This is a genomic window from Geodermatophilus sp. SYSU D00742, from assembly GCF_054049935.1.
Map to the genome: position 1 here is coordinate 1 of NZ_JBJGYJ010000002.1, position 12430 is coordinate 12430.

13 protein-coding genes and 2 rRNA genes are annotated in these 12430 nt (G+C 76.3%); 7 read left to right on the forward strand and 8 right to left on the reverse strand.

Features of this window, described 5'->3' with window-relative positions:
* Window positions 1-89: ribosomal RNA gene (locus ACI78V_RS01455) — 23S ribosomal RNA — on the forward strand; the annotation flags it as partial.
* Window positions 90-223: 134 nt separating this feature from the next.
* Window positions 224-340 (forward strand): 5S ribosomal RNA (rrf, locus tag ACI78V_RS01460).
* A 350-nt stretch (window positions 341-690) separates the two neighbouring features.
* Here the strand turns inward: rrf and ACI78V_RS01465 are convergent.
* From ACI78V_RS01465 to ACI78V_RS01475, 3 genes are read right to left on the reverse strand one after another with little or no spacing between them, the layout of a single operon-like run.
* Window positions 691-1389 (reverse strand): hypothetical protein, encoded by a 699-nt coding sequence (locus tag ACI78V_RS01465; protein ID WP_456848199.1) that lies wholly within the window; start codon window positions 1387-1389, stop codon window positions 691-693.
* Window positions 1386-2300, reverse strand: coding sequence for an ABC transporter ATP-binding protein (locus ACI78V_RS01470; RefSeq protein WP_456848201.1), 915 nt, complete (start codon window positions 2298-2300; stop codon window positions 1386-1388). The genes ACI78V_RS01465 and ACI78V_RS01470 overlap by 4 nt, the downstream gene beginning before the upstream one ends.
* Window positions 2297-2659 carry a GntR family transcriptional regulator gene (locus ACI78V_RS01475; protein ID WP_456848203.1) on the reverse strand — a complete coding sequence of 121 codons (363 nt, stop codon included), beginning with the start codon at window positions 2657-2659 and terminating at the stop codon, window positions 2297-2299. The genes ACI78V_RS01470 and ACI78V_RS01475 overlap by 4 nt, the downstream gene beginning before the upstream one ends.
* A gap of 103 nt (window positions 2660-2762) precedes the next feature.
* On the opposite strand from ACI78V_RS01475, the gene ACI78V_RS01480 reads away from it, so the two are divergent.
* From ACI78V_RS01480 to ACI78V_RS01500, 5 genes are all read left to right on the forward strand, one after another.
* Window positions 2763-3908, forward strand: coding sequence for an epoxide hydrolase family protein (locus tag ACI78V_RS01480; RefSeq protein WP_456848205.1), 1146 nt, complete (start codon window positions 2763-2765; stop codon window positions 3906-3908).
* A gap of 7 nt (window positions 3909-3915) precedes the next feature.
* Window positions 3916-5229, forward strand: a complete 1314-nt coding sequence (allB, locus tag ACI78V_RS01485) for an allantoinase AllB (RefSeq protein WP_456848207.1) — start codon at window positions 3916-3918, stop codon at window positions 5227-5229.
* Window positions 5230-5293: 64 nt separating this feature from the next.
* The gene (gene alc, locus ACI78V_RS01490) at window positions 5294-6409 is read left to right on the forward strand and encodes an allantoicase (RefSeq protein ID WP_456848209.1); all 1116 of its coding nucleotides are present in this window, start codon (window positions 5294-5296) and stop codon (window positions 6407-6409) included.
* 88 nt (window positions 6410-6497) lie between these two features.
* The gene (locus tag ACI78V_RS01495) at window positions 6498-6800 is read left to right on the forward strand and encodes a DUF4333 domain-containing protein (protein ID WP_456848211.1); all 303 of its coding nucleotides are present in this window, start codon (window positions 6498-6500) and stop codon (window positions 6798-6800) included.
* An 80-nt stretch (window positions 6801-6880) separates the two neighbouring features.
* Window positions 6881-8257 carry an 8-oxoguanine deaminase gene (locus ACI78V_RS01500; protein WP_456848213.1) on the forward strand — a complete coding sequence of 459 codons (1377 nt, stop codon included), beginning with the start codon at window positions 6881-6883 and terminating at the stop codon, window positions 8255-8257.
* Here ACI78V_RS01500 and egtE read toward each other — a convergent pair.
* From egtE to ACI78V_RS01525, 5 genes are read right to left on the reverse strand one after another with little or no spacing between them, the layout of a single operon-like run.
* A complete protein-coding gene (gene egtE / locus ACI78V_RS01505; RefSeq protein ID WP_456848215.1) occupies window positions 8252-9382 on the reverse strand; it encodes an ergothioneine biosynthesis PLP-dependent enzyme EgtE in 1131 nt (376 codons plus the stop codon). The genes ACI78V_RS01500 and egtE overlap by 6 nt on opposite strands.
* Before the next feature lie 60 nt (window positions 9383-9442).
* The gene (locus tag ACI78V_RS01510) at window positions 9443-10225 is read right to left on the reverse strand and encodes an anti-sigma factor (protein WP_456848217.1); all 783 of its coding nucleotides are present in this window, start codon (window positions 10223-10225) and stop codon (window positions 9443-9445) included.
* Window positions 10206-10796, reverse strand: coding sequence for an RNA polymerase sigma factor (locus ACI78V_RS01515; protein WP_456848219.1), 591 nt, complete (start codon window positions 10794-10796; stop codon window positions 10206-10208). Before ACI78V_RS01515 ends, ACI78V_RS01510 begins: the two co-directional genes overlap by 20 nt.
* Window positions 10797-10840: 44 nt before the next feature.
* Entirely contained in the window at window positions 10841-11509 is a 669-nt protein-coding gene (locus ACI78V_RS01520; protein WP_456848221.1) for a sortase domain-containing protein, read from the reverse strand.
* Window positions 11510-11534: 25 nt separating this feature from the next.
* Window positions 11535-12350: a DUF4397 domain-containing protein gene (locus ACI78V_RS01525; RefSeq protein ID WP_456848223.1), complete on the reverse strand. Its 816-nt coding sequence runs from the start codon at window positions 12348-12350 to the stop codon at window positions 11535-11537.
* Between the last annotated feature and the right edge of the window lie 80 nt (window positions 12351-12430).

Below are 12430 nucleotides of genomic sequence, written 5' to 3' on the forward strand. Positions count from 1 at the left end.
CCGCCCAGACCAGCGGGTTGATAGGCCGGAAGTGGAAGCGCCGCAAGGCGTGGAGCTGACCGGTACTAATAGGCCGAGGGCTTGACCACACACCCACACGAGCCGCGCTCCGGGTGTTCGGTTGAAGGAAATGCAGCATCCGCGTCCACTGTGTAGTTCTGAACGCACGACCCAGCCACCAGGCGAAGCGATCCTGGTGCCGGTTCGTACAGGTTCACAGCGTTACGGCGGCCATGGCGAGAGGGAAACGCCCGGTCTCATTCCGAACCCGGAAGCTAAGCCTCTCAGCGCCGATGGTACTGCCCTGGAGACGGGGTGGGAGAGTAGGACGCCGCCGGACAACCATTCCCCGAAAGGGCTTCCAGCACCCGCTGGAAGCCCTTTCGGCATTCCCGGGGCAGGCCCGGGCCACCCGGACACTCCGCCCCGACGCCGGCCCGGCGGCGGTGCTGGTGCCCGCGCCCCGACCGCCACGCGGCGTCGACGTGCTCCCGACTCCCGCCACCCGAGGTGGGCGCCGGGACGGCTGCGGCCCGCTCCGCGGTGCAGCGAGGGTCCCGACCGCGGGGATCCCGTGACGCCGTGCGGCGCACGGCGTCGTGCGGTGGCCCCTGCGGATGCCTCACCGGGTCGAGCAGCGCCTCCTCCGTCACGTGACGGAGGAGGCGCTGGGTGCGACCCAGTGGCGCGTCAGGGCACGACGCGCCGGATGCCCCCGTAGGAGAGGACGGCGACCACCACGGCGAGGGCCGCGGGGAGCCCGGCGGCCAGGGTGGTGGCCGACCGGTCGATCAGCCAGCCCCAGACGTCGCCCCACGCGCTCAGCCCGGTCGCCAGGACGGCGAGACCGCCGATGACGACCACGCTGACGATGGTGAGCGTCCAGAGGCCGTTGGTGCCCCACCGCTTCTGCACCACGCCGATGGCGATGCCCACGAAGAACAGCGCCAGCATCGGTCCGCCGGAGTAGAGCACCTGCAGGGGGAAGTTGTCGGCCAGCAGTGGTGTCGGTACCCAGAAGTTCAGGTCGACGCCCCAGCCGCCGGTGGCCTGCCCGATCTCGTTGAGGACGGCCAGCGCGATGCCGTAGCCGAGCGCCGACAGGACCCCGACCAGCGCGGTCCCGAGCCAGTAGGCGCGGCGGCTGAGGCTGACGCCCATCGCGAAGGGCAGCATCTGGGTGAGCGCCTGGACGAACACCACGCACACGGTGATGTAGAGGGCCGAGACGCCGCCGGTGACGTTGTCGGGGGCGTGCTCGGCCACGTCGGCGAGCGCCCACACGGCCCAGTTGATGACGAAGCTGATCGTCCCGACCAGCCACGGCACCCCGAAGACGACCAGGGGGCGCACCAGGTGCAGCCGGGCGGCGGGCAGGACACGGCTCACCGGGAGACCTCCTCGAGGTCGGAGGGGGCGGCCGGGCGGGCCTCGGCCGGCTGCAGGCTCATGGCGACGACCAGTTGCTGCAGGGTGGTGGGCTCCCACGACAGGCCGGCCGCGCGGGCGTCGTCGCCGTCCGTACCGGGGCGGAGCCGGACGACGGCCCGGCTGGTGCTGCCGAGCGTCTCGGTGTGCAGGAGCTCGTTGGCCGCGGCGAAGGCCGCGACGCGGTCCCGCGGACCGGTGACGGTGAGCGCGCTGCCCCGCAGCGACTCGGCGTCCGCGTCGAGCAGCACGCGGCCCCGGTCGACCAGCAGCACGCGCTCGAGCAGCGAGCTGATCTCCTCGATCAGGTGCGTGGACAGCACGATCGTGCGCGGGTTCTCGGCGTAGTCGGCGAGCAGCCGGTCGTAGAACAGCTGGCGGGCGACGGCGTCCAGACCGAGGTACGGCTCGTCGAAGAGCGTGACCGGCGCTCGGGAGGCGAGACCGATGACGATGCCGACGGCGGAGTTCATGCCGCGGGAGAGCTTCTTGACGGGCCGCTTCGCCGGCAGGTCGAAGTCCCGCAGGAGGGCGGCGGCGAGGTCGGCGTCCCACCGGGGGAAGAGCATCGCCGCCGACTCCAGCGCGTCGCGCACCCGGAAGTGGTCGGGGTAGCGCTGCCCCTCCTTGACGAAACAGATCCGGCGCAGGACGTCGTCGTTCTCGTACGGCGCGGCGCCGAGGACCTCGACCCGGCCGCTGGTCGGCACGCGGTGGCCGGTCAGCAGCTGCATCAGCGTGGTCTTGCCGGCGCCGTTGCGACCCAGCAGCCCGGTGATGGCGTCCTGCTCGAAGGCGGTCGTCACGCCGTCCAGGGCGGTGTGCTCCCGGAAGCGCACGGTGACGTCGGTGAGGGTGGCCGCGGCGGTCATCGGGTCTCTCCCCAGCGGTCGATCATGGCCGTCAGCTCCCGGCTGGAGATGCCCAGCTTCTGCGCCTCGGTCATGAGCGGGCGGACGTACACGTCGGCGAACTCGCTGCGTCGCCGGTTGAGCAGCTGCTCACGGGCGCCCGGGGCGACGAACATCCCCACTCCTCGTCTCTTGTAGAGGACCCCGTCGGCGACCAGCTGGTTGAGGCCCTTGGCCGCGGTGGCGGGGTTGATCCGGTGGAAGGCGGCCAGCTCGTTGGACGAGGGCGCCTGGCTCTCCTCGGGGAGGGAGCCGTCGACGATCGCGGTCTCGATCTGCTCGGCGACCTGCCGGAAGATCGGGCCGCCGTCCTCGTTCACGAGGGGTCCCGCGTCGGGCCCCGTCGGTCCGCTAGTTCATTACTCATGTAATGAACCGTAGAACCACTCGGCCGTCGTCGGCAAGCCCCGTTACGGTGGGGCCGTGGACGACGCCGTCATCAGGCCCTTCGCCGTCGACGTGCCGGCCTCCGACGTCGAGGACCTGCACCGGCGCCTGCGCGCGACCCGCTGGCCGGAGCCGGCCACCGTCGAGGACTGGTCGCAGGGCGTGCCCCTCCGCGACCTCCAGGACCTGTGCGCGTACTGGGCCGACGGCTACGACTGGCCGGCCCGGCAGGCGCGGCTCAACGCCGTCCCCCAGTTCGTCACCGACGTCGACGGGCTGCCCGTCCACTTCCTGCACGTGCGGTCCTCCCGGGAGGGCGCGCTGCCGCTGCTGCTCACCCACGGGTGGCCGGGGTCGGTCGCGGAGTTCCTGGACGTCCTGGGGCCGCTGACCGACCCGGCGGCGCACGGCGGGGACCCGGCCGACGCGTTCGACGTCGTGGTCCCCTCGCTGCCGGGCTTCGGCTGGAGCGGCAAGCCGTCCTCGCCGGGGTGGGGCCTGGAGCGCACCGCCGACGCGTGGGCGGAGCTGATGGACCGGCTGGGGTACGACCGGTTCGGCGCCCAGGGTGGGGACATCGGCTCCTTCGTCTCGGCCGGCCTGGGCGCCCGGCACCCCGACCGGGTGGTGGGCATCCACCTGAACATGGTGGTCACCGGGCCGCCGGCCGGGCGGACGCAGTTCACCGAGCGCGAGCAGCGGGCGCTGGACCGGGAGCGCCGCTTCCGCACCCAGGGGGCCGCCTACAACCAGCAGCAGCGCACCCGCCCGCAGACGTTGGGCTACGGGCTGACCGACTCCCCGGCCGGCCAGTGCGCGTGGATCCTGGAGAAGTTCCACGCCTGGGCCGACTGTGGCGGCGACCCGGTGGGGGTGCTGGGCGCCGACCGCGTCCTCGACCACGTCAGCACCTACTGGTTCACCGCCTCGGCCACGTCGTCGGCCCGGATGTACTGGGAGATGGCGCAGGCCCCGGCCGGGCGGACGCCGGCCGTCCGGGTCCCCACCGGGGTGTCGCTGTTCCCCCACGAGATCTTCCAACCGCCCCGGGAGTGGGCGCAGGAGCAGTTCTCCGACCTGCGGCTGTGGCGCGAGCACGACCGCGGCGGGCACTTCGCCGCGATGGAGCAGCCCGGGCTGCTCGTTGCCGACGTCCGGGAGTTCTTCCGGCCGCTGCGGTGAGCTCGGCATGAGCCTCGTGGTCCGCGCGCGTCGGGTGCTCCTCCCCGCCGGGGAGCGCGCCGCCGCGGTGCACACCGACGGCGGGCGGATCGCCGGCATCACCGACTTCGACGACGCTCCCGCCCGTGCGGTGACCCTCGCCGACGACGAGGTCCTGCTGCCGGGGCTGGTCGACACCCACGTGCACGTCAACGAGCCGGGGCGCACCGAGTGGGAGGGCTTCGCGACCGCGACGCGGGCCGCGGCGGCCGGGGGCGTCACCACGATCGTGGACATGCCCCTGAACTCCCTCCCGCCGACGACCACGCTCGAGGCGCTGCACGGCAAGCAGCAGGCCGCGCGGGGTCGGGTCGCCGTCGACGTCGCGTTCTGGGGCGGCGCCGTGCCGGGCGGGCTGGCGCAGGTGCGGCTCCTGCACGAGGCCGGCGTCGTCGGGTTCAAGTGCTTCCTGCTCGACTCCGGCGTCCCGGAGTTCCCGCCGTTGGACGACGCCGGCGTGCGGGCGGTCCTCACCGAGCTGGCCGGCGTCGACGGGCTGCTGGCCGCGCACGCCGAGGACGCCGACGTCGTCGCGGCCGCGCCCCCGCCCCGCGGGCCCGGTTACGCGGCCTTCCTCGCCTCCCGCCCCGAGGCGGCGGAGGAGGTGGCCATCGCCCGGCTGGTGTCGGCGGCCCGCGACACCGGCGGGCGGGTGCACGTCGTCCACCTGGCCGACGCCGGCGCGCTGCCGTTGCTGCGCCGGGCCCGCGCCGAGGGGGTGCGCATGACGGTGGAGACCTGCCCCCACTACCTGACCTTCGCCGCGGAGGAGCTGCCCGACGGCGCCCCCGTGTACAAGTGCTGCCCGCCGATCCGCCGGTCCGGGCACCGGGAGGCGCTGTGGGCCGCGCTGGCCGGCGGGGACGTCGACCTCGTCGTCAGCGACCACTCGCCGTGCCCGCCCGACCTCAAGCACCTCGACACCGGTGATCTCGGCCTGGCCTGGGGTGGCATCGCCTCCCTGCAGGTCGGGCTGCCCGCGGTGTGGACGGGGGCGCGGGCGCGCGGGCTGTCGCTGGCCCGGGTGGTCGAGTGGATGTGCGCGGCGCCGGCGCGGCTGGCGGGGTTGCCGCGCAAGGGCGCCCTCGCGGTCGGGAAGGACGCCGACCTGGTGGCGTTCGCCCCGGACGCGGCCACGACCGTGGGGCGCCTGGAGCACCGGCACCCGCTGACGCCCTACGCCGGCCGCCGGCTCGCGGGCGTCGTCCGCCGGACGTGGCTGCGCGGGGAGGTCGCCGACGGCTCGCCGATCGGCCGGCTGCTGGTGCGCGGCGACCCCTGAGACCGTCCCGGCCCGGAGACCGCCGTGGCACAGTGGCCCGCGCGGCCCGGACCCGAGGAGCCCGATGACCGAGCCCTTCTCCCTGACCGACCTGGCCAGCCGTGCGCTGGGAGGTGCCGTCGTCGCGGCCAGCGACGAGTTCTTCGCGGCCAAGGAGAACCTCGTGCTCCCGCACCCGGCCGTCGCGCGCACGGACTTCGGGCCGCGCGGCAAGGAGTACGACGGCTGGGAGACCCGCCGACGGCGCACCCCCGGCGCCGACTGGGCCGTGATCCGGCTGGGCGCCCCGGGGGTCGTGTCCGGGGTCGTCGTCGACACCGCCCACTTCACCGGCAACGCCCCGTCCCGGGCGTCGGTCGACGGCGCCGCGGTGGAGGGCCACCCCACGGTGGCCGAGCTCAGCCGGGCCGACTGGCAACCCCTGCTGCCGCTGTCGGACCTCACCCCCGACACCGCGCACGCCTTCCCCGTCGGCTCCGACCGGCGGGTGACCCACGTGCGGCTCACCATCCACCCGGACGGCGGCGTGGCGCGGCTGCGGGTGCACGGCACCGTGCTGCCCGACCCGCGGCTGGTGGACGCCGGCGCGCTCGACCTGGCCGCGCTCGAGAACGGCGGGCGGGTGACCGGGGTGAGCGACGAGTTCTACGGCCGGCCGCAGCAGCTGATCGGCCCCGGCCCGGCCCGCTCGATGGGCGAGGGCTGGGAGACCCGCCGGCGGCGCGGCGACGGCAACGACTGGGTGGAGCTCTCGCTGGCCTGCGAGGGTGTGGTCACCCTCGCCGAGCTGGACACCACCTGGTTCCTGGGCAACGCCCCCGGCTCGGCCTCCGTCACCGGGAGCGGTCCGGACGGCGAGGTCGTCGTCCTGCCCCGGACCCGGCTGCAGCCCGACACCCGGCACCGGTTCGCCCTCCCCGGCGGGCCGGCCGTCGACCGGGTGCGCCTGGACGTGTTCCCCGACGGCGGCATGGCGCGCCTGCGGCTGTGGGGCCGGCCCACGGCGGCGGGGCGGGCCGCGCTCGGCCGGCGGTGGTTCCAGGCGCTGCCCGACGTCCAGGCGCTGGAGGTGCTGCAGGCCGCCGGCGTCCCCCCGGCCGAGGCCGGCCGGCTGGTCGGGCACCGTCCGCTGGGGGACGACGTGCCGGCGGCCGTGGCCCGGCTGGTCCTCGGCGCCTGACGGAGGACCCACCCGGCCCGGCGGAGGCCGTCGGGGGCCCGGCGCTAGGGTCAGGTGATCTCCCCGCACCGTCCCCCAGGAGCGCCCCGTGTCCCGTCCCGGCCGTCGCCCGGCCCTGCTCCTCGCCGCCCCCGCCCTGGCCCTCGGACTGACGGCGTGCAGCTCGGCCATCGAGCAGGGGGAGCTCGAGAACCAGGTGGCCAGCGCGATCGAGGCCGAGTTCGGCGTCACGCCCGAGGTCTCCTGCCCCGGTGACCTGGAGGCGGAGGTGGACGCGACCACCGAGTGCACCGCCACGGACCCGGACACCGGCGAGGAGATCGCGCTGAGGATCACCGTCACCTCGGTGGAGGACGGCACCGCCGAGTTCGACATCGAGACGGTCGAGTGACCCGCTGACGTCCGCGGTCCGCCGCGGCCGTCGCGGGCAACCGTTCCCCGCGAGGGCGCCGCCGCGGGCACGATGCGGCCGTGGACACCGCCGACCTGGTCGTGCACGACGCCGAGCTGCTGGCCACCGTCGACGACGACCGCCGCGAGATCCCCGGCGGCTGGGTGGCGGTGACCGACGGGGTGGTCAGCGGGGTCGGCGGGCCGGCGGACCCCCAGCCGGCCGCCGTCCGCCGGATCGACGCCCGCGGGTGCCTGGTCACCCCGGGGCTGGTCAACACCCACCACCACCTGTACCAGAACCTCACCCGCGCCTTCGCGCCCGCGCTGACCGGCGGCCTGTTCGAGTGGCTGGTCACCCTCTACCCGCTGTGGGCGCGACTGGACGAGCAGGCCGCGTACGTCAGCGCCTACGTCGGCCTCACCGAGCTGGCGCTGTCGGGCTGCACCACCTCCAGCGACCACCTGTACGTGCACCCGCGCGGCGGCGGCGACCTCGTCGGGGCCGAGGTGGCCGCCGCCCGCGACCTCGGCGTCCGCCTCACCGCCACCCGTGGCTCGATGTCGCTGTCGATGAAGGACGGCGGGCTGCCGCCGGACTCCGTCGTCCAGGACGACGACGAGATCCTGGCCGACTCCGCGCGGCTGGTGGCGGCCCACCACGACCCCTCGCCGCACGCCATGACGCGGATCGCGCTGGCGCCGTGCTCGCCGTTCAGCGTCTCCACGTCGCTCATGACGCGCACCGCCGAGCTGGCCGAGACGCTCGAGGTCCGGCTGCACACCCACCTGTCCGAGACGCGGGACGAGGACGCCTTCTGCGCGGCCCGCTTCGGCCGCCGTCCCGTGGAGTACCTGGCCGACGTCGGCTGGCTGACCGGCCGGGCGTGGCTGGCGCACGTCGTGTGGCCCTCGCCGGCCGAGACGCAGCGGCTGGGCGCCGCGGGGCTGGGGGTGGCGCACTGCCCGTCGTCCAACATGGTCCTGGGCAGCGGGCTGGCGCCGGTCGCCGAGCTGCGGGCCGCGGGCGCCCCGGTCGGCCTCGGCGTCGACGGCTCCGCCTCGGCCGACTCCGCCTCCCTGTGGCTGGAGGCCCGGACGGCGATGCTGCAGGGCAAGCTCCGGCACGGCGCGGGCGCGATGTCGGCCCGCGACGCGCTGGTCATGGCGACCCGCGGCGGCGCCGCGTGCCTCGGCCGCGGAGGCGAGATCGGCGAGCTGTCGGTCGGGGCGTGCGGCGACCTCGCGGTGTGGCCGCTGGAGGGCGTCCGGTTCGCCGGTGCGCTCTCGGACCCGGTGGAGGCCTGGCTGCGCTGCGGGCCGGTGTCCGCCCGGCACACCGTGGTCGCCGGGCGGGCGGTGGTGTCCGACGGCGTCCCCGTGCACCCGCGGCTGGACGAGCAGCTCGCCGTCCACCGGCGGGTGTCGGCCGCGATGCAGGCGGCCGTGTCCTCATAGTGCGGCGGCGAGTGCCTCGAGGTCGTCGACGGTGGCGTCCAGGTGCGGTGAGACCCGCAGCACCGGGCCGGTCATCTCGCCGGGCGCGCGCTCGGGGCCGATCGCGGTGGTCACGATGCCGTGCTCGGTGAGCAGCCGGGCCCGCGTGGTGACGACGTCGACACCGTCCGGCGGGCGCAGCGTGGTCGTGGCGGTCGGCTCGTCCCGCGGCTCCACCACCCGCCAGCCGGCCGCCCCCTCGAGCACCTCGCGGCCGGTCCGGCCCAGGGCCGACAGCCGCTGCCGCACCCGCTCCGGTCCGGCCGCCAGGTGCTCCCCGACGGCCAGCACCAGACCGACGCGGCCCGCGACGTGCGCCTCCCCGGACTCGAACGCCCGCAGCGGCGGGACGTCGGCCGGCTCGGGCAGCACCGGGGTGAGCTGCGCGGTGATCGCCGGGCGCACGCACAGCACCCCGACGCCCCGCGGGCCGGCCAGCCACTTGCGGGACGTCGAGTAGACGACGTCGGCGCCCAGGTCGGCGTCGACGTGCCCGAGGGACTGCGCGGCGTCCAGCACCAGCGGCACCCCCGCCTCCCGGCAGAGCACGGCCACCTCGCGGGCGGGCTGCACGATCCCCCGGTGGCTGCCGATGTGGGTCAGGTGCACGAACCGCGGTGGGGCGGTGGCCAGCAGCCGGGCCACGCCGTCGAGGTCGGCGCGGCCGAGGTCGTCGACCGGCAACGGCTCCGGGGTCAGCCCGGCCGCGCGCAGCTGGGCGACGTTGGGGGCGTACTCGCCGGGCAGGCAGGCCACCCGCGCGCCCGCCGGCAGCCGCCAGCCGGAGAGGAACGTGACGAGCGCGGCCTGCGCCGACTCCACGAAGGCGACGTCGGCCGCGGCCATCCCGACCAGCCCGCCGATGACCGAGCGGCCCTGCTGCAGCAGGTCGTCGGCGGTCGCCTCGGCCACGTACCCGCCCAGCTCGGCCTCGTGCCGGGCGTGGTGCGCCACCGCCTCCAGCACCCGGTGGCTCTGCCGGCTGCAGGCGGCGGAGTCCAGGTGCCGGCCGGCCGGGCGGGGGCGGGCGGAGCGCCACGTGGCGCCGAGGTCCTCGTGGACGAGGTCGGGTTCGAGCACTGTCACCGCTCCACGCTAGGCGCGCGCACCGTCCCGACGGTCGCCGGGGAGGACCCCGGGCGACCGTCAGGTGTCGAGCAGCCCCCGGGCCACCGACTCGCCGGAGTGCAGGGGGTCGCCGTCCAGCGGCTCGACCGAGACGTCGACCACCGGGTACTGCCCCAGGTCGAGACCGGAGGGCAGCGGCAGGGTCACCCGGCGGCCACCCTGGACGACGCCGACGGACACCATGTCCCGCACGGCCTCGTCGATCAGCCAGACCTCGTAGAAGCCGTCGGCGCGGTCCTCGGCCGTGAGGTCGACCACGAGCACGCGCGTGCCGTCGTCCCGCTCCACGACCCGCGCCTGTCCGGAAGCACCGCTGTCGTCGAGCGGGTCGAGCGCGGCCGCGGCCACCGCGACGCCGCTGTCGTCGTCCCGGCTGCCGAGTGCGACCGAGCCCGCGCCGATCCCGGCGCCGACGACGAGGGCCGCGGCGGCGGCCAGCAGCAGCCGGGAGCGGCGCGGCCGCAGCGGGGTGACCGCCGCCACGGCCGGTCCCGGCGCCGGAGGCGGTGGTCCGGCCGGCGCTGCGGCGGCCGGCGCGGGTGCCGTCCCGGCGACGACCTCCGGCCGGGGTGCGCTGCTCACGCCGGTGGCGGCGGCGATCGCCGCCCAGACCGCCGGCGGTGGCGGTACGGGGGTGCCGGGGGCGGCCAGCGCCGGGACGGCGAGGGCGTCGACCCCGCGCTGCAGGGACGCCACCTCCGCCCGGCACCGGGCGCAGCCGTCCAGGTGGGCGGCGTCGGCGGCCGGCAGCGGCTCGCGCAGTGCCGCCAGGGCGAGCTGCTCAGGCGTGCAGTGCGGCACCGTCCACCTCCAACCGGGTCCGCAGGCGCTCCAGGGTGCGCCGGATGTGGCTCTTCACCGTGCCCAGCGGCAACCCGGTGCGCGCGGCGATCTGGGCGTGGGTGAGGTCTTCGAAGAAGGCCATCTCGATGATGCCCCGCTGTGGTTGCCCCAGTTGGTCCAGCTCGCCCAGCAGCAGCACCCGGTCGGCGACGGCGGCGTCGACCAGGGGACCGCCGGCCTGCGGCGCTGCCTGCGCCTGGGCGACGGCCGCCTCCGCGGTGCGGCGCTGCCGGTCGCGGCGGGCCCACGTGTCGGCGATCTTGTGGCGGCAGACGCCCACCAGCCACGCCGGCAGCGGGCCCTGGTCGGGGCGGTAACCGGCGCGGCCGGTCCAGGCGGAGACGAAGGTCTGCTGGGTGACGTCCTCGGCATCGGGCCCCCGACCGAAGGCCCGCACCGCCATGCCGTGGACCTGACCGGCCCAGCGTTCGTAGGCCCAGGCGAGGGCCTGCTCGTCACCGGCGGCGAACCGGCGGCCGACCTCGGCGTCGTCCGGTTCACCCGCCGGCGGCACGGTGACGGGGGGCACGCGCCCGACCCTAGGCCCTGCGGAGCCGCGCTCCAGGACCCCGGTCACGGCGCGGGCTCCGCGACGACGACCACGTTGTCCCGGTAGCTGCGCAACTCGGGCACGAACGGGCCGCCGCAGGTGACCAGCACCAGGCGGGACGGGCCGTCGCGGGTGAACAGCCGGTCCAGCGCGAGCGCCTCCTTCTCGACGGTGTCCCGCGACACGACCCGCCACCGGCTGACGGTCCCCGCCGCGTCGGTGACCAGCACCTCGGCGCCGGCCGCGGTGTCCCGCAGCGGCGCGAGGACCCCCAGCCCCTGCTCGACGTCGTCGACGTGGCCCGCGAGCACCGCCGACCCGCCGGCTCCGGGCGCCGGACCGAACCGGTACCAGCCGACCCGGTCGACGTCCCCGGGGAGGGCCATCTGGCCGTCGTCGTCGACGCCGACCGCGTCGACCGGGGCCTCGATGCCGGCGCTGGGCACGGCGAGGGCGACCGGCGGCGGTGCGGCGGACTCCGCCGTGGGCGCGGCGACCCGCGTGGTCACCGCCGGGAGACTGACCGGCCCCGGCGGTGCCGGGGTGCCCGCCGGCGACGGCGCCGGGGCCGGGAGGACCTGCTCGAGCGGTGCGCCCGCCGCCGCCGGCTCGCGGGTCCCCAGCCAGGCGACCGGCGCACCGAGCGCCAGGGCCAGACCCAGCACCACGCCGGCGGCAGCGGGTCGCACCATCGGTGTCCCCTCCGGACCGCGCAGGTCAGGCCCGCGCGCCGACCAGACGGCGGGCGGCGAGACCCGCTGCCGCCAGACCGGCCACCGAGAGGGCGGCCAGGGGCACCGGGAACGCGCCGTCCTCGACCAGGCCCGCCGAGCCGCCGGGGACGCCCGAGGGGGCGGAGTGGCCTCCGGAGACCGTCTGGACGGCGAGCTGGAAGCCGGCGTCCTGCGAGCCCCAGGCGTAGACGACCGTGGTCGCGCCCTCGGGCAGGGACAGGTCGGCCGGACCGATCGCCACGGTGTCGGTGCCGGCCAGCACGACGTCGGCGCTCACGGTGCCGGCGGGCACCGTGAGGGTGGCCTCGTCCGGGTTGGTCAGGCCGGGGGCGACGACGCTCCCGCCGGCCCGGACGTCGACCGCCGGGGCGGCCGCGGTGTGCCGCACGACCACGCGCGCCTGCCCGGCCGGGACGGCGGAGGTGTCGTTCACGAAGGGCGTCAGTGCCGGCGCGCCCCCGGCGTCCAGGTGGGCGACGACGGTGGCGTCGGCACCCGCAGGGACGGCGACCCCGTCGGCGGACAGCAGCGGGGCACCCGAGGCGTCGGGCGCGTCGGCCGGGTACAGCGCGAGGTCGTAGGTGCCGGCGGGCAGCTCGAGCGGGTCGGTCAGCGTGCCGGGCTGGAAGTCGTCGATCAGGCGCTCGCCGTTGGCGTAGACGTCGACGGGGGTGGCCGGCACGCCGTGCAGGACGGAGACGGTGGCGGTGTCGGCGGCCAGCGTCGGGGAGGCCCCGAGGGCGAGCAGGGTGCCGGTGGTGCCGGCGGCGAGGACGAACGCGGTACGGGTCCGGGTCACGGTGCGGGTCCCTTCGGGCGGTGCGGTGGGTGTCTGTCACCCCTCCTTCCGGCCCTCCCCCCACCGCGGATGCACGGCAT

Coding starts and splice junctions, on each gene's coding strand:
- ACI78V_RS01470 (WP_456848201.1), bottom strand. CDS start 2,300: ATGACCGCCGCGGCCACCCTCACCGACGTCACCGTGCGCTTCCGGGAG.
- allB (WP_456848207.1), top strand. CDS start 3,916: ATGAGCCTCGTGGTCCGCGCGCGTCGGGTGCTCCTCCCCGCCGGGGAG.
- alc (WP_456848209.1), top strand. CDS start 5,294: ATGACCGAGCCCTTCTCCCTGACCGACCTGGCCAGCCGTGCGCTGGGA.
- ACI78V_RS01520 (WP_456848221.1), bottom strand. CDS start 11,509: ATGGTGCGACCCGCTGCCGCCGGCGTGGTGCTGGGTCTGGCCCTGGCG.